Annotated in this window: 12 protein-coding genes; 7 read left to right on the forward strand and 5 right to left on the reverse strand. The window is 61.6% G+C overall.

Features of this window, described 5'->3' with window-relative positions; all coding sequences use genetic code 11:
• Nucleotides 1–167: 167 nt before the first annotated feature.
• The 3 genes from J5286_RS26165 to J5286_RS26175 form a co-directional block, all read right to left on the reverse strand.
• Entirely contained in the window at nt 168–1,328 is a 1,161-nt protein-coding gene (locus J5286_RS26165; RefSeq protein WP_209192907.1) for a fumarylacetoacetate hydrolase family protein, read from the reverse strand.
• Nucleotides 1,329–1,526: 198 nt separating this feature from the next.
• Nucleotides 1,527–3,371, reverse strand: coding sequence for an IlvD/Edd family dehydratase (locus tag J5286_RS26170; protein ID WP_209192908.1), 1,845 nt, complete (start codon nt 3,369–3,371; stop codon nt 1,527–1,529).
• A gap of 132 nt (nt 3,372–3,503) precedes the next feature.
• Nucleotides 3,504–4,415, reverse strand: a complete 912-nt coding sequence (locus J5286_RS26175) for a helix-turn-helix domain-containing protein (RefSeq protein ID WP_047503809.1) — start codon at nt 4,413–4,415, stop codon at nt 3,504–3,506.
• An 86-nt stretch (nt 4,416–4,501) separates the two neighbouring features.
• On the opposite strand from J5286_RS26175, the gene J5286_RS26180 reads away from it, so the two are divergent.
• From J5286_RS26180 to J5286_RS26205, 6 genes are all read left to right on the forward strand, one after another.
• Nucleotides 4,502–5,776, forward strand: a complete 1,275-nt coding sequence (locus tag J5286_RS26180) for an ABC transporter substrate-binding protein (RefSeq protein WP_209192909.1) — start codon at nt 4,502–4,504, stop codon at nt 5,774–5,776.
• A gap of 67 nt (nt 5,777–5,843) precedes the next feature.
• Nucleotides 5,844–6,704, forward strand: coding sequence for a carbohydrate ABC transporter permease (locus J5286_RS26185; RefSeq protein WP_112819055.1), 861 nt, complete (start codon nt 5,844–5,846; stop codon nt 6,702–6,704).
• Nucleotides 6,701–7,537 (forward strand): carbohydrate ABC transporter permease, encoded by an 837-nt coding sequence (locus tag J5286_RS26190; RefSeq protein WP_018901638.1) that lies wholly within the window; start codon nt 6,701–6,703, stop codon nt 7,535–7,537. The genes J5286_RS26185 and J5286_RS26190 overlap by 4 nt, the downstream gene beginning before the upstream one ends.
• 14 nt (nt 7,538–7,551) lie before the next feature.
• Entirely contained in the window at nt 7,552–8,637 is a 1,086-nt protein-coding gene (locus J5286_RS26195; RefSeq protein ID WP_209192910.1) for an ABC transporter ATP-binding protein, read from the forward strand.
• A gap of 56 nt (nt 8,638–8,693) precedes the next feature.
• Nucleotides 8,694–10,697: an aldo/keto reductase gene (locus J5286_RS26200; RefSeq protein ID WP_209192911.1), complete on the forward strand. Its 2,004-nt coding sequence runs from the start codon at nt 8,694–8,696 to the stop codon at nt 10,695–10,697.
• 201 nt (nt 10,698–10,898) lie between these two features.
• Nucleotides 10,899–11,252: a DUF2147 domain-containing protein gene (locus J5286_RS26205; protein WP_018901641.1), complete on the forward strand. Its 354-nt coding sequence runs from the start codon at nt 10,899–10,901 to the stop codon at nt 11,250–11,252.
• 1 nt (nt 11,253) lies between these two features.
• Here J5286_RS26205 and J5286_RS26210 read toward each other — a convergent pair whose 3' ends face one another.
• The gene (locus J5286_RS26210; RefSeq protein WP_113238771.1) at nt 11,254–11,559 is read right to left on the reverse strand and encodes a hypothetical protein; all 306 of its coding nucleotides are present in this window, start codon (nt 11,557–11,559) and stop codon (nt 11,254–11,256) included.
• 353 nt (nt 11,560–11,912) lie between these two features.
• Here J5286_RS26210 and J5286_RS26215 point away from each other — a divergent pair, with 353 nt between their 5' ends.
• On the forward strand, nt 11,913–14,321 hold the full coding sequence (locus tag J5286_RS26215; RefSeq protein ID WP_209192912.1) for an autotransporter outer membrane beta-barrel domain-containing protein: 2,409 nt from the start codon (nt 11,913–11,915) through the stop codon (nt 14,319–14,321).
• A gap of 75 nt (nt 14,322–14,396) precedes the next feature.
• On the opposite strand, the gene J5286_RS26220 is transcribed toward J5286_RS26215, so the two are convergent.
• Nucleotides 14,397–15,773, reverse strand: a complete 1,377-nt coding sequence (locus J5286_RS26220) for an FRG domain-containing protein (RefSeq protein ID WP_245206546.1) — start codon at nt 15,771–15,773, stop codon at nt 14,397–14,399.
• Nucleotides 15,774–16,013: the final 240 nt, after the last annotated feature.

Raw genomic sequence — 16,013 nt, forward strand, 5'->3', positions numbered from 1 at the left:
CGACAATTGCAACCACAGTCCGTTTCATCGCACCCTCACATCTTCGCTTCGCTTGACCTGTGCATATATGGTCGCGGCTTGGAATGGACAGGAGAAACCGGCTTATCCCGGATGTTTTTTGATGGCGGCGGCAGACGCCGCCATCAAAAGCTGCTTGCGCCGCGCGCCTAAAGCAGTCCGCGTTTTGCCAGATTGGCCATCAGCGCGCCGATGCCGAAGGTCCAGGGGGTGCAGTCGTTCGAGCGTCGCACCGTATTCACAAGCGAGCCGAGTCCGGCCGACGAAATCTCCACGACATCGCCGATCTTGTGGGTAAAACCCTGGTTCGGCGCGTCGCGGTCCTGTATCGGGGCAAACAGCGTTCCGAGAAACAGCATGAAGCCATCGGGATATTGGTGATGCGCGCCGCAGGTCTGGCGGACGAGATCGGTCGGGTCGCGGCTGATCTTTGACATCGAGCTCTTGCCGTGAAGCACGAAGCCGTCTTCGCCGGTTACCTTCAGGTCGAGTTCGGCGCTGCGCACGGCGTCGAGATCGAAGCTCTTGTCGAGCAGACGGATGAAGGGGCCGATCGAGCACGAGGCGTTGTTGTCCTTGGCCTTGCCGAGCAGCAGCGCCGAACGCCCCTCGACATCGCGCAGGTTGACGTCGTTGCCGAGCGCGGCGCCCCGGATTTCGCCACGGCTGTTGACCGCGAGCACGATTTCCGGCTCCGGATTGTTCCAGGTCGAGACGGGATGCAGGCCGACATCGGCACCCCATCCGACGGAGGAGAGCACCGGCGCCTTGGTGAAGACTTCCGCATCCGGGCCGATGCCGACCTCGAGATACTGCGACCACATGCCTTCCTCGATCAGCGCTTGCTTGACCGTGGCTGCTTCAGGCGAACCGGCCTTCAGATTGTTGAGGCTACCGCCTATCAACGTGCTGACGCGCTGGCGGATCGCGGCCGCCCGGTCGGGATTGCCCGCCGCCTTCTCCTCGATCACGCGTTCGATCATCGACTGCGCGAAGGTGACGCCGCAGGCCTTGACCGCCTGCAGATCGACCGGCGCCAGCAGATAGGGGCGCGAGGAATCCGGCTTGCCGGTGCTGTTTGCGGCGATGTCCTCGAGCGTTCCAAGCGACTTGCCGTTAGCCGAGCGAACGAAGGCGACGAGATCGGGCCTCTCCAGAAGCGCGCTCATCGTGGCCACGTCCTTCGAGGTGATATCGATCACCTGTTGATCGCGGATCGTCACGAGGCTGGGGCCTTCGGCGGCAGGGTTCCAGACACGGCCAACGAACAGACCACCCGAGGCGGCGGCGTCGAGAAGGGTATAAGGCATGATAATGTTCCGTCACGCGAGCGATGGACGCGCTCTATGAGCCAGGGGATGCGCCGCCCTCCAACCCAGCGGCAGCAGAATCGATCACATTCGCCTGCGACGGGCAAGGCCGGAATGCGGGGGAATGATCGCCTATCTGCGAAAACGATGATGGGCCGATGCCTAACCAGACACCGGCCCATGATCGAAAGTTGCCGCTTAGTGGTTATCGCGCGGGATACCTTTGGTCTGGGCGATCCGCTGATACTTCACCGCCGGCTCCAGCACCGCGCCTGTTTCCATTTGCCCGACATAGGAGCGCTGGATTTCCTGCCACGGCGTCTGGCTTTCCGGATAGACATAGCCGCCGGCGGCGACCAGTTCCGCGCGTCGCTTGGCGATCTCCTCGTCGCTGATCAGGATGTTGGCGGTTCCCTTCTTCAGGTCGATGCGCACCTGATCGCCCGTCTGCAAGATCGCAAGACCACCACCGGCGGCCGCTTCCGGCGAGGCATTGAGGATCGAGGGCGAGCCTGACGTGCCCGACTGGCGGCCATCGCCGACGCAGGGGAGAGACGAGATGCCCTGCTTCAACAGATAGTCCGGAGCGCGCATGTTCACCACCTCGGCAGCGCCCGGATAGCCGATCGGGCCGGCGCCGCGCATGAAGAGGATGGTCGCGGCGTCGATGACCAGCGACGGGTCGTCGATGCGGTGATGATAATCCTCCGGCCCGTCGAAGACGACGGCGCGGCCGGTGAAGGCTTCCGGGTCATTGGGATTGGAGAGGTAGCGGTCGCGGAACTCCGGCGAGATGACGCTGGTCTTCATGATCGCCGAGGAGAAGAGGTTGCCCTTCAGCACGCGGAAGCCGGCGCGCTCCTTCAGCGGCCGGTCAAAGGGCCGAATGACCTTCTCGTCCTCGATCATCGAGGCCGTGTAGTTTTCGCCGACCGTCTTGCCGTTGACCGTCATCGCGTTGGTGTCGAGATGGGCGTGCTTGATCAGCTCGCCCATGACGGCGGGCACGCCGCCTGCGTGGTAATAATCCTCGCCGAGATATTCGCCTGCCGGCTGCAGGTTGACCAGCAGCGGGATTTCCTCGCCATGCGTCTGCCAGTCATCGACCGAGAGCTCGACGCCGACATGGCGGGCAAGCGCGTTGAGGTGGATCGGCGCGTTGGTCGAGCCGCCGATCGCGGAGTTGACCTTGATTGCGTTGATGAAGGCTTCCCTGGTCAGGATGTCCGATGGCTTCAGATCCTCGCGTACCATCTCGACGATCCGTAGACCGGTCTCGTAGGAGATTTCCTGGCGGTCACGATACGGCGCGGGGATGGCGGCGGCGCCCGGCAGCTGCATCCCGAGTGCTTCGGCAAGCGAGTTCATCGTGGTCGCCGTGCCCATCGTGTTGCAGTAGCCGGTCGAGGGCGCGGAGGAGGCGACGAGCTTGACGAAGCCCTGGTAGTCGATCTCGCCGCGCGCCATCATCTCGCGGGCCTTCCAGACGATCGTGCCCGAGCCCGTGCGCTCGCCACGGAACCAGCCGTTCAACATCGGGCCGACGGACAACGCGATCGCTGGGATGTTCACGGTTGCCGCGGCCATGAGACAGGCCGGCGTGGTCTTGTCGCAGCCGATCGTCAGCACGACGCCATCGAGCGGATAACCGTAAAGCACCTCGACGAGGCCGAGATAGGAGAGGTTGCGGTCGAGGCCCGCGGTCGGGCGCTTGCCGGTTTCCTGGATCGGATGCACCGGAAACTCGATGGCGATCCCGCCTGCATCGCGGATGCCTTCGCGCACACGCTTGGCGAGTTCGATATGGTGGCGGTTGCAAGGAGACAGGTCCGAGCCCGTCTGCGCGATGCCGATGATCGGCCGGCCCGACTGCAGCTCTTCCTGGCTGAGGCCGAAGTTCATGTAGCGTTCGAGGTAGAGCGCCGTCATGTCGGGATTGGCCAGATTGTCGAACCAGGCGCGGGAGCGAAGCTGCGGCTTCCCTGTCTTCTCGTCGATTGCGGTGTTGCTGGATGAGGGGGGTGTTTTCTCGACCACGATCATTTTCCTTGGTTTTGCTGCGGTATTGTCATGCGGTTAGCCGATCGGTACGTCCAAGTATTATCGGTAACATGGCGGATTGTCGGCGCGCGAAGCGGCTCACGTCACTCCGGCAACGTTTACGGCGTTGTCTCCTCAGGCCGGAACGTACTGCGAGATGAAGCGCGCGTCGCGACGGAAATCGGATGGCGACATGCCGGCGATATGGCGGAAGGATTTGTTGAAGGCGCTGATCGAGCCAAATCCGCTATCCATCGCCACCTGCAGCACATTCGCCTCTTCGTTCATCAGCATCGCCTGCGCGCGCGAAAGCCTGAGCAGGTTGACGTATTTGCTGAGTGTCATCCCCGTCGTTTTCTTGAAGAGGTTCATCGCATACTTCGGATGCAGGTCGGCGGCGCGGGCGATATCGACCGAATCGATCTCGTGCAGGAAGTTCAGGGCAATGAAATCGCACATGCGCGCGACGCTGCGCGAGGATTGCGGATAGGCCTGCTCGACATCATCCGTCGCCGACAAGCCGTTTGGCGCCAGCATCGAATAGGGCTCGAGCACGATGCGCTCGATGCGCAGAAGCATTTCCTCCACGGCGTGCTGCGCCTTGGCGGCATCGCCGGATTTCGCGTAAGCTACCCAGCGCGGAAAGTTCTCGATGTCGGCGGCATCGGTGGCGGACGTGAAGAGGATCTCGCCCTTCATAAGCCGGCTCGAAATGTTGATCGGCACGCGCATGCGGAAGAAATAGACCAGCGGCAGATGCCCGCCGGCATAGATCGAATCATCGCTGCTCTCGTCCATCTGGTGCGGCTGCCCGCCCCAAAACAGGCACATGTCGCCGGCCTTCATGCTGATGTCGTGGCCGTTCATGCGGTAGTGCACCTCACCACGCATGATGTAGTTCAGTTCCACCTGCACATGCCAATGCGGCATGAGCATTGGCGGCGGATGGTTGTGAAACATCTGGAGTGCCGTCGGCAATCCCTCGATGCTGCTCGCTCCCGGCTGATAGACAGCCCTCTGCTCAATCTTACTTTCCGCCAAATCCATATTCCCTTTTTAGGAGACAGCGGCTCCCTTGCGGTTAGTGTAGTCACGTTCGCTAAGGGACGGCAATTGAAAAGGGAGGATTTTCAATGCGCTTCAAACTTATCGGTGCAACCGCTGCTGTTGCACTTCTCGCATCCGGCTCCGCATTCGCGCAGTCCGCCAATCTCACCATCTGGAGCTGGAACGTCGCCGCATCGGCGCTGAAGTCCACGCTCGAGGGCTTCAACAAGCTCCACCCGGATATCAAGGTCACCGTGGAAGACCTTGGAAACCAACAGGTTTTCGACAAGATGCTGGCAGCCTGCGCCGCTGGCGGCGAGGGCCTTCCTGACATCGTAACGGTCGAAAATTTCGAGGCCGAAATCTTCTGGAATCGTTTCCCGGATTGCTTCGCCAACTTGAAGGACCTCGGCTATACGGCTGATATCCAAGCGAAATTCCCTGAATTCAAGCGTACCGAGCTTGAAGTGGGCGATGTCGCCTATGCCATGCCATGGGATTCCGGCCCGGTCGCCGTCTTCTATCGCCGCGACTTCTACGAAAAGGCGGGCGTCGATCCGGCATCGATCAAGACCTGGGACGATTTCATCGCCGCCGGCAAGAAGATCTCGGCTGCCAATCCAGGCGTCGTTATGGCGCAGGCCGACTTCAATGGAGACAGCGAATGGTTCCGCATGATCTCCAACGAGCAGGATTGCGGCTACTTCTCGACCGATGGCCAGAACATCACCATCAACCAGCCCGCCTGCGTCGCCACCCTTGAGAAGGTCAAGGAGATGAAGGACGCCGGTACGCTGACGGCCGCCATCTGGGACGAAAAGATCCAAGCCAACACCGCCGGCAAGGCTGCCAGCCAAATGTATGGCGGCTGGTATGAAGGCACCGTGCGCTCGGGCTCGCCCGATCTGTCGGGCAAGTGGGGCGTCTACATGATGCCGAGCCTGACGCCGGATGGCCCGCATGCGGCAAACCTCGGCGGCTCATCGCTGGCGATCGCCGCCAACTCGGCCAACAAGGAAGCCGCCTGGACCTATGTCGATTATGCGCTCGGCACCAATGAAGGCCAGGTCGCGATGCTGAAGTCCTTCGGCCTCGTTCCGTCGCTGCTGTCGGCGGTGCAGGATCCGTTCGTCAACGAGGCGCAGCCCTATTGGGGCGGCCAGAAGGTATGGGCCGACATTCTCTCGACCCTGCCGAAGATCAAGCCGAGCCGTGGCACGCAGTTCCAGACGGATGCTGACGCGATCTACAAGGCCACCCAGACCAAGTATTTCGCCGGCGGCTATCCCGATGCGAAGGCGGCGCTCGACGATGCCGCCAAGCAGATCGAGACCGCTACCGGCCTTCCCATTGCGGAATGAGTGACGATGCCGGGCATCCCCGTGGTGCCCGGCTTCCATCTCTCGCTTCGACTTTGAGGAGAATGAAATGCCGACCCGGAACCGGAGCGCATATTTTTTTCTTGCGCCCTATCTGCTCGTCTTCGCCACCTTCTGGCTGTGGCCAATCATCAGTTCGTTTCTGATCTCGTTTCAGAATACGCGCGTAAATCCCTGGAAATTCAGCGCTTCTGTGAATTGGGGACGCCTGATCGGCGATCCCGCCTTCTACAATGCGCTCTATAACACGCTGATCATCCTGGTGATCCAGGTGCCCGTCATGATCGCGCTTGCGACGCTGATGGCCGTGTTGTTGAACTCGCCGCTCCTGAAGGCGCGACCGCTCTATCGCTTTGCCTTCTTCGCGCCCGTCGTCGTCGGCGAGGTGGCCTATGCCGCCGTCTTCCGGCTGATGTTCAGCATCGACTTCGGCATCGTCAACAAGCTGATCACCTCGGTCGGCCTGTCTCCCGTCTCCTGGTTCGACAATGCCAATGCCGCGATGGCGCTCGTCATCATCGCCGTCACCTGGCGCTGGGCTGGCTACAACGCCATCATCCTGCTCGCGGGCCTGCAATCGATCCCCGACGATGTCTATGAGGCCGCCACGCTCGACAAAGTGTCGAAGACCAAGCAGTTCATCCATATCACCCTGCCGCTGTTGAAGCCGATCATCCTGTTCTGCGTCATCCTGTCGGTCATCGGCACGATGCAGCTCTTCGCGGAACCCTTCCTGATCACCAATCGCGGTGGTCCCGGCGGCGGCACCGAAACGCTCGGCCTGCTGCTCTATCGCCAGGGCTTCCTGTCGCTGAACTTCGGCTACGCGTCGGCAATCGCCTACACCATGGCCATCCTCGCCATCACCATCTCGCTGCTCAATCTCTGGGTCGGGAGGGAACAGAAATGAAATCCAAGTCCCAATCCAAGATGCTGCAGACCGTGCTGTTGCATGTCGTGCTGACGCCGCTCGCCATCGTCTGGCTGTTTCCGATCTGGATGATGTTCGTGTTCTCGACCATGCCCGACTACGGCATCTTCAGCCCTGACATCGTGCTCTGGCCGTCGACGAACTTCGTCGAAAACTTCAAGAACCTGCAGGCCGATACAGACTTCGTGCGTGCCATGTTCATCTCGGTCGTGGTCGCCTCGGTCTATACCTTCCTGTCGGTGCTTCTGACCTCGATGGCGGGCTGGGCGCTGGCGCGCTATCGCTTCGTCGGAAAGTCGATGGTCGTCGCCATCATCCTCGGCACCATCACGCTGCCGTTTGCCGTCGTGGTCATCCCGCAGTTCATCATGGTGGCCCGCGAGTTCAAGCTCGCCAACACCTGGGTTGCGCTGATCGTCCCGCCGCTGTTCAACTCGCTTGGCGTGTTGTTCATGCGTCAGGCCTTCTCGATGATGCCGGCTGAGCTCTTCGATGCCGCGCGTGTCGAAGGGGTCAAGGAGCGGCAGATCTTCCTGCGGATCGCCTTGCCGCTTGCCCGCCCGACGATGGCGGCTCTCGCCATCATCCTCTTCCTGGCGTCGTGGAACAACTACCTCTGGCCGCTGCTCATCAATTCCAAGCCCGGAATGATGACCGCGCCGGTGGCGCTCGGATCGCTGATCGGTCTCACCAAGGTTTCTTGGGGCGGCATCATGGCCGGCGCCATGCTGCTCACCGCGCCGATCCTCGTGGTCTTCGTGTTCCTGCAACGTCACTTCATCGCCGGCATTTCGGCCGGCGCAGTCAAATAGTCGGGGAACGCCTGATGTCTGAACTTTCTTTGAAAAACGTGGTCAAGCGCTTCGGCGCGCTCGAGATCATCCATGGCGCCGATCTCGACGTGAAGGATGGCGAGTTCGTCGTCTTCGTCGGCCCGTCCGGCTGCGGCAAGTCCACGCTGCTGCGCATGATCGCCGGGCTGGAGGATATCTCCGGCGGTGAGATCAACATCGGCGGCAGGGTCGTCAACGATGTCGAGCCGGCCGATCGTGGGATTGCCATGGTCTTCCAGTCCTATGCGCTCTACCCGCATATGACGGTCGAGGAGAATCTGAGCTTCGGCCTACGCATGAACGGCAATCCCAAGGCGGATACCGAAAAGCGCGTCAAGCATGCCGCCAACATCCTGCAGATCAACGAGTTGATGCAGCGGCGGCCGAAGCAGCTCTCTGGCGGCCAGCGCCAGCGCGTCGCGATCGGCCGCGCCATCGTGCGCGAACCTGAGGTCTTCCTGTTCGACGAGCCGTTGTCCAACCTCGATGCGGAGCTGCGCGTGCAGATGCGAGTGGAGATCTCGCGGCTGCACAAGCAGCTGGGCACTACGATGATCTACGTCACCCACGACCAGACGGAGGCGATGACGCTTGCCGACAAGATCGTCGTGCTCCGGTCCGGCAACATCGAACAGGTGGGCGCGCCGCTCGATCTCTACGACGATCCCGCCAACCAGTTCGTCGCCGGCTTCGTCGGGTCGCCGAAGATGAACTTCCTGAAGGCCAAGGTGATCGAGACGGGGGGCGGAACGGCCACCGTCGCCATCGCCGGCGAGCAGAACGTGCGCCTGACGCTGCCGATCACCTCGGCGGTCGAGAACGGCGCTGACGTCACGGTCGGCATCCGCCCGGAGCATTTCAGCGATGCCGGGCAGGGGGATACGGATCTCACCGTCTCCATCGACGTCGCCGAACACCTCGGCAATACCAGCTACATCTACGCCACCACGAAAGGCGGCGAGCAGATGATCATCGAGCGCCCGGAATCACGCACCGCCGCGGAGCGCGACACGCTGACGGTCGGCCTTACTGCAAAGCGGGTCTTCCTGTTCGACAGCGCGGGCAAACGCCTGCGCTGACCACTTTTCCATCCCAAGACTTGAAACTGACTGACATGAAAGAAGAGGACTTTCCCATGAGCTCAGATCAACCGATCCGCTGGGGTATCATCGGCCCGGGCACCATTGCGCGTACCTTCGCCGATGGCATCGCGCATTCGCGCACCGGCAAGCTCGTCGCCATCGCAACCCGCAACCCCGAAAAGCCGGGTCTTGCGGAAAACTTCCCCGGCGCCCGCATTGTCAAGGGCTATGAGGCGCTGCTTGAGGATAACGAGATCGACGCCGTCTACATCGCCGTGCCGCACACCGGCCACGCCGAATGGGCGATCAAGGCGATCCGGGCGGGCAAGCATGTGCTGGTCGAAAAGCCGATCGCGCTGACCGCCTACGATGCCGACGCCATCTATCATGAAGCCAAGAAGGCCGGCGTCTTCGCGGGCGAGGCCTTCATGTACCGCGTCCATCCGCAGACCGCCAAGATCGTCGAACTGGTGAAGTCGGGCGCCATCGGCGCCCTGCGTATCATCCGCACCAGCTTCGGCTTCAACATGGGCACGTTCCGGCCCGAACATCGCCTCTTCGCCAACGAGACCGCCGGCGGCGGCATTCTCGATGTTGGCGGCTATCCTGTTTCCATGGCGCGGCTGATCGCTGGGGCTGCCGAAGGCAAGCCGTTCCTCGAACCGGAAAAGGTCGCGGGCGTCGGCCATCTCGGCCAGTCCGGCGTCGACGAGTGGGCATCCGCCGTGCTGCAGTTCCCCGGCGGCGTCATCGCCGAAGTGTCGTGCTCGATCATGGCGAACCAGGACAACACGCTGCGCATCATCGGCTCGGAAGGGCGCATCGAGGTCAAGGACTTCTGGTTCGCGTCGGGTCACAAGGGCGGCGTCGGCAAGATCGAGCTCTTCAAGGGCAACGAACAGCAGACGATCGAGGTCAAGGAAGAGCGTTGGCTCTATTCGTTCGAAGTCGATGCGGCAGGCGATGCCATCCGTGCGGGCCAGCAGGAGTTCACCTCTCCCGGTATGGGCTGGGCTGATTCCGTCGGCAATCTGCGTGTGCTCGACCAGTGGCGCGCGTCGATCGGCCTCGAATACAGCGTCGAGAAGGCGGCAAAGCGGGTGACCAATCTTGCCGGCGACAAGGTCACGCTCGGCAACAGCATTCCCAAGCGCGCCATCCCCGGCATCTCCAAACCCGCCTCTGTGGTCACGCTCGGCTTCGAGTTCTTCCCGAACTTCGCCGCCGCCTCCCTGACGCTCGATGCCTTCTATGAGGCCGGCGGCAATGTCTTCGACACCGCCTTCGTCTATGGCGGTGGCAAGACGGAGAGCATCTTCGGCGACTGGCACACCAGCCGCAATGTCAACCGCGAGGAGATCGTGCTGATCGGCAAGGGCGCGCACTCGCCGCTGGTCTACCCCGATGTCATCGCCAAGCAGCTCGACCAGTCGCTCAACCGCCTGAAGACCGACTATGTCGACATCTACTTCATGCACCGCGACAACACCGATGTTCCTGTTGGCGAGTTCGTCGATGCCATGGACGCGGAGGTCAAGCGCGGCCGCATCCGCGGCATTTTCGGCGGTTCCAATTGGACCCGCGAGCGCATGGACGAGGCAGCGGCCTATGCCCAGAAGAACGGTAAGCTGGCGCTGGCAGCGCTGTCGAACAACTATTCGCTGGCTGAAATGCTCGACCCGATCTGGGCCGGTTGCGTGACGTCGTCGACCGACGAATGGAAGACATGGCTCAATGAGCGGCAGGTGCCGAACTTCGCATGGTCCAGCCAGGGCCGCGGCTTCTTCACCGACCGCGCCGGCCGCGACAAGCACGACGACGAGGAAATCGTTCGTTGCTGGTATTCCGACCGCAACTTCGTGCGCCGCGATCGCGCGATCGAGCTCGCGGAAAAGCTTGGCCGTAGCCCGATCCACATCGCGCTGGCCTACGTCATCGCGCAGCCGTTCCCGGTCATTCCGCTGATCGGACCACGCACAATCGCCGAGCTGGAAGACAGCCTTTCGGCGCTTGATATCAAGCTGACGCCAGAACAGGTGAAGTGGCTCGAGGCATGATCCATCGTCTTTTAGGATGATGTGAGAAAGCGGGAATTTGGGCTCCGGGTTCCCGCTTTTTTCTGGCGTTCGCCGCCATTCGACCTATATCGGTCTCAGCGCTCCGGCGAAGGGTTGGAGCAGCGCTCGGATGGGCGCGATTTCGCGCGATCGGCCGTTTGGCGACCCCGCGCTTAGGCATGAACGATACAGGAGCATCCCATGAAACCGCTCTTTTCAATCGCAGCGCCCCTGGCGCTCGTGACGCAGCTGGCGTTGACGCCGATCGCGTTGGCGCAGGAGCCGGTGGTCGGTGTGTGGAAGACGCAGGTCGGAACGACGGCGACGATTGCGGAATGCGGCAATGGCTATTGCATCACCATGAAGACCGGCGATCATGCCGGCCAGAAGATTGGCTCGTTTACCGGCGAGAACGGCAATTTCACCGGAACGATCATCGAGCCCGACAGCAAGAAGACGTTTGATGGCGTGCTGACCGTCTCCGGCGACACCGTGAAGATGCGCGGCTGCACGATGAAGGTCATCTGCCGCTCGCTGATCTGGACGCGCCTCTAAGTTAGCGCCGCAGTCCCTCGATGACGGCCTGATATTCGTGAGCGAGCGAGATTGCCGCTTTTGCAACCACGGGATTGATCGAATTCCGATCAATCGCCTTTGAGCATGTCTCGAACAGTCCGCGCAGCTCGCATTCGATCTCGGACAGTTCGGGATATTGCTGCACAAGCACGTGCGGAAGCAGTTTTGCTTTCGTTTTCATGGATTTGGAACCGAACCATATATCCGGCGACGCGATCGTCGCGTTCAGGATGGCGGTTTCAAGCTGTCCGGTGGCACTCACGATGTCAGTGACCAAAGCCGTCATTCTTCCCTCCAAGCAAAGAACCCGGAGATGACGATGCATATCTCGTGCCAAGCGCCATTTGTCGCCCGCGGATCGGCTCGATAGCGTTCCGGCGCCGATGCGCGGCAGCCATCGAAATTTACCATCAGGATAAATTGGCCTCCCCAAGCTGCGATTTCGGTACACATCCATTAGACAATTCGCAAATACTTGCTTACGCTGAGATTCTGGGCAGAGGGGACACGTCCATTATCAATCGTTGGCGCTTATTTCGTCATCGCAAGACCGGCCACCGCGAGCATATCGCCGGGGCGGCGCACCCCCACAATTGCCTCCAAGTTTCGCTGGCACTTCTGCTTTGCACCGCCGCCTTCTTGGCGCCGGCACATTCACAGGGACAAGAGCGCGTCCCGTACGACGTCGCGCCGGGCACCACACTTTCGGGTGGCGCCGGGGGCGCGGGTGGTGCGGCTTCAGGCTCGCCGGGATCCACCGGCGGCGCCGGCGGTGCGGGCGGCCCTGGGTTCCTCGCAACTGTCCCGACCGCGATCACGATCGGCACAGGCGCGACGGTCACGGGCGGCGCCGGCGGAGCCGGTGGATCGGGCGGCCTCTTTGGCACGCCTGGGGCGGCGGGCGCGGGTGGCGTCGGCATTATCGGCCGCGACCTTTCGATCATAAATGGTGGCGCGATCAGTGGCGGCTTGAGCGGCGATGGCGCCACGCGCGCGGACGGCTTGCAGACCGGCGGCTCGACCTTTCTCGGGTTTTCGACCGGCGCGACGCTGCTTGGCGGCATCCTGATTTCAGACGGCGAACTGGCCGTCGGCGCAAGCAACACGACCATATCCGGCGCGATCAGGGGCGGCGGCGCGCTGACGCTGCAAAGCGGCCTGCTCACCTTTGGCGGAGCGAACAGCTACACTGGAGATACCACGATCAAATCCGCCGCCACCTTGCAGGCGGGTGCGGACAATGTGCTGTCGCCGACGAGTGGCTTTGTGGTCAACGGCAGCCTCGACCTCGTGGGGCATGTGGCGACGATCGGCTCGCTCGCGGGTTCCGGAGACGTCGGCACGTCGGGCGGTGCGGCGACACTGACCATCGACACGGCGGCGTGGCGGCAAGTCGCGTTTATGGGCAGCTTCTCGGCCGGTCCGCTTGGTATCGTCAAGACCGGCGCCGGGACACAGGTTTTTTCGGGAACGGCGGCCTATACCGGCGCGACAATCGTCAATGGCGGCACCCTGGCGATCAACGGCATGGACCTGTCGAGCTCCAGTTCGCTCACGGTCAATTCCAGCGGCACGATCGCCGGCTATGACAGCACCTTGCCGTCGACGACGGTAAACGCGGGCGGCTTCATCTCGCCCGGCAGCACCGGGCACGATATCGGCGTGCTCTCCATCGCGGGCAATCTGCTGTTGGCGCCCGGCGCGACCTATCGCGCGGACATCGGCTATGTAGGCAGCGTGGGGACCAGCGATCTTCTCGACGTTACGGGCGTGGCCACCATCGGCGGCTCGTCGCTCAATCTCGTCGGCTCCTTCTTTCGTCCGGCGCGCTATACGCTGATCACGGCGACCGGCGGCGTCAGCGGTCTCTTCGCCAACACGCCGCAACAACTTCCGCTGGCCGAGCTCGCCTTCGCCTACGATGCCTCCAGCGGCTATCTCGACGTGACCTATAACGGCCAGCCCATCACATCCGCCATCGCGGCGCGAAGCTTCGCGCGGATCGGGACGGGAACCGGCGTGCAGTCATTGGGCTCGGGCAATCCCGTTTTCGACGCCATCGTTGGGCAGGTCTCCACGACTGCCATCGACACCGCCCTCGATCAGCTCTCCGGCCAGAGCTACGCGTCCATCCGCTCCTCGATGATCGACGACAGCCGATTCATCAGGGACACACTCAACGACCGGCTCTATGGAACCGCGCAGACAGCGCGGAGCGAAGAGACCGCGAACGGCTTCTGGCTTCAAGGTGTCGGCTCATGGGCCAACCGCGACGCAACCTCGGAAGCATCCGCTCTTGACCGCTCCATCGGTGGCTTCTTCCTCGGCGGCGATGGTGAAATGAGCGATACTGTGAGGATTGGCCTCGCCGGCGGCTACAGCAGATCGTCTTTCGACGATGACGGCCGCAATACCCGCGCGAACAGTGACGACTGGTACATCGCGGCCTACGCTGGAGCGGACTTCGGCCAGGTCAGGGTCAGAGGCGGCGTTGCCTACACCTGGCACGACCTCGATACGACACGCGATGTCGTCTTCCCAGGCTTCAACGAGAGGCTCTCGGCCGATTATTCGGCGGCGACGGCGCAGATCTTCGGTGAAGCCGGCTATGCGATCGACCTCGGCCAGGCAACGCTGGAACCATTCGCCGGGGCCGCCTACGTCAACGTGCGCTCCAATGGTTTCAACGAAACTGGCGGGGATGCCGCGCTCCGGGTGGACGACGGCAACGACAATGTCGGGCTCACCACCTTGGGGCTACGAACCACGTCGGCCTTTTCCATCGAGGATGTTACCGTCGAAGCCAGAGGGATGGTCGGCTGGCGCTATGCCTTCGGCGACCTCGCGCCGGTCGACGTCGTCGCCTTTTCCGGCGGCTCGTCCTTCGGCGTGACCGGGCTCACAGCAACCAGGAATGCGGCGCTCATCGAGCTCGGCTTCGATGCCCTTGTTTCCGACAATACGAGACTCGGCCTGTCATACAATGCGGCCTTGTCGCGGGACGCTATCGATCAGGGTGTGAATGCGCGGCTGATGGTGACGTTCTGATAATCTGAGAGTTCCGCTCCCGCTGCCGCCTCTCAAAGATCGACATAGCCCACCCTCCGACGCTGATCGGATGGTTTATCCGAGGAGCTCGTATTGCTTCGCAATCTCAGCAGTGGTCTTTTCGAGGCCAGGGTAGATTGTGCTGGACTTGATGTTTAGCTTGGCCAACTGCTCAAGGATCGACTGCTTGTTTCTCACCGTGACGCGCCTGATGTTAAGCCCGCTGTGCCCGGTCTCAGGAAGGACAGCGTCTTTACCAAAGATGAGAAAGGCGCCTGATTGCGACAAGATGCGCTCATGTGTGCTTCGGGCGCGAACGAATTGAATGCTCTCCAGATCGCTTGGCACTATGCGGGCCTCGAAATACGGCTTCTCGCGTCTGATGAAGTGCAGCAGCCTCCCGCATTCAGGTAGTAGGTTGAACGCCTCGAGGGACCGGCCGGTGTCCAAGCGATCTTTCGCTTGCTCCTCGAGCATCGCGAGGTTTGCGATGCAGCTAACAGTGTCGGACTCGAAGAAGCGAACTTGCTCCTTTGGCGTCGTTAGGATGATGACCTCCCCGTCTATTTCGTGATTGGATTGGTCGAATTTGGCCGTGGAGCAGCAAAAATAAAGCCCCACCAGCGGATTCGACGTCACGTCGAGCAGTCGTGTTGGCAGTCCAAAATGCTGCATGCGGACAAGTCGATCCAGCATATACGCGTCACTGCTGAACGCAGAGGACTGGGCACTCAAGAGTTCCAGTATCATGCGCGCTTCGTTCTGAAGATATCTATACTCGCCCGAGGCCGTCTTCCGATAGAGGGATGGCTCGAGCTTGTAGCGTGAGTCCGAGTGGCCCCGATAGAAAACCTCGTGATCAGGAGGCACCTGCAACGTCATCACGACCTGCATGAACTGTTCAAGGTTCTCGACAACGGTGGATGCTGGCCTTGGCTCCACTGGCAACGGTGGAGCTGGGTTCAACGGCACTGCGAGGCTCGGCGCCGGGGCAGGCCAATCTTCATTTTCAGTCAGAAGATCGGCTGCCCGCAGCGCGCCGACAACATCATGGCTCTTGACTGCCCAATGGCTTCGATGGATCTCGAGCTTTCCCATCCCGAAGGCGTTCTCGAACGGCTTGAGATCGGGAACTGTCCGAGGACCGAAATCGCGCTCGATCACGAAGGAATACCGGATCTCGGTGCTCTCGATGGACAAGGCGAAAACCCGACCGATCTTTACCCAAACTGTTCCGCCCGGCTTCTGTCGGTCCGACTGAAGTTCGGTCATGAATACCGTTGGGAGACCTGCGAGGCGCGCCAACGAGGAAGGGACCACGGGTGTGAACTGCCCCTCTATGTCGGGAATCGTATACTCAAACAGACGCGCTAGGGGAAAGGTTGCCGTGCGGATCGCATTGAGCGGCACCTGCCAGTCAGACCCGTCGTACAACATTATGAGGTTGAACAAGGCGTCAATTCCTTTCGGGGCGGTCGTCGACCGATAACATCGGATACGTGGGCACCATAGGCAGCATAAGGAGAACGACCGTTATCTCGCAACCAACAGGCCCGATGTGTTGAGGTCCCAATGCCAGATCGCCGCGCCCACAATCGCCGGTATTGCGTCTCCGCTCGAGATTGGGGAGGGCCTGCTTCTCGTAGTGCAGTCGTTCTGTTGACGTTGGCAGGCATAGCATAAATTGCAAGC

It is taken from the genome of Rhizobium sp. 16-488-2b, from assembly GCF_017741815.1.
Classification (GTDB): Bacteria; Pseudomonadota; Alphaproteobacteria; order Rhizobiales; family Rhizobiaceae; genus Rhizobium.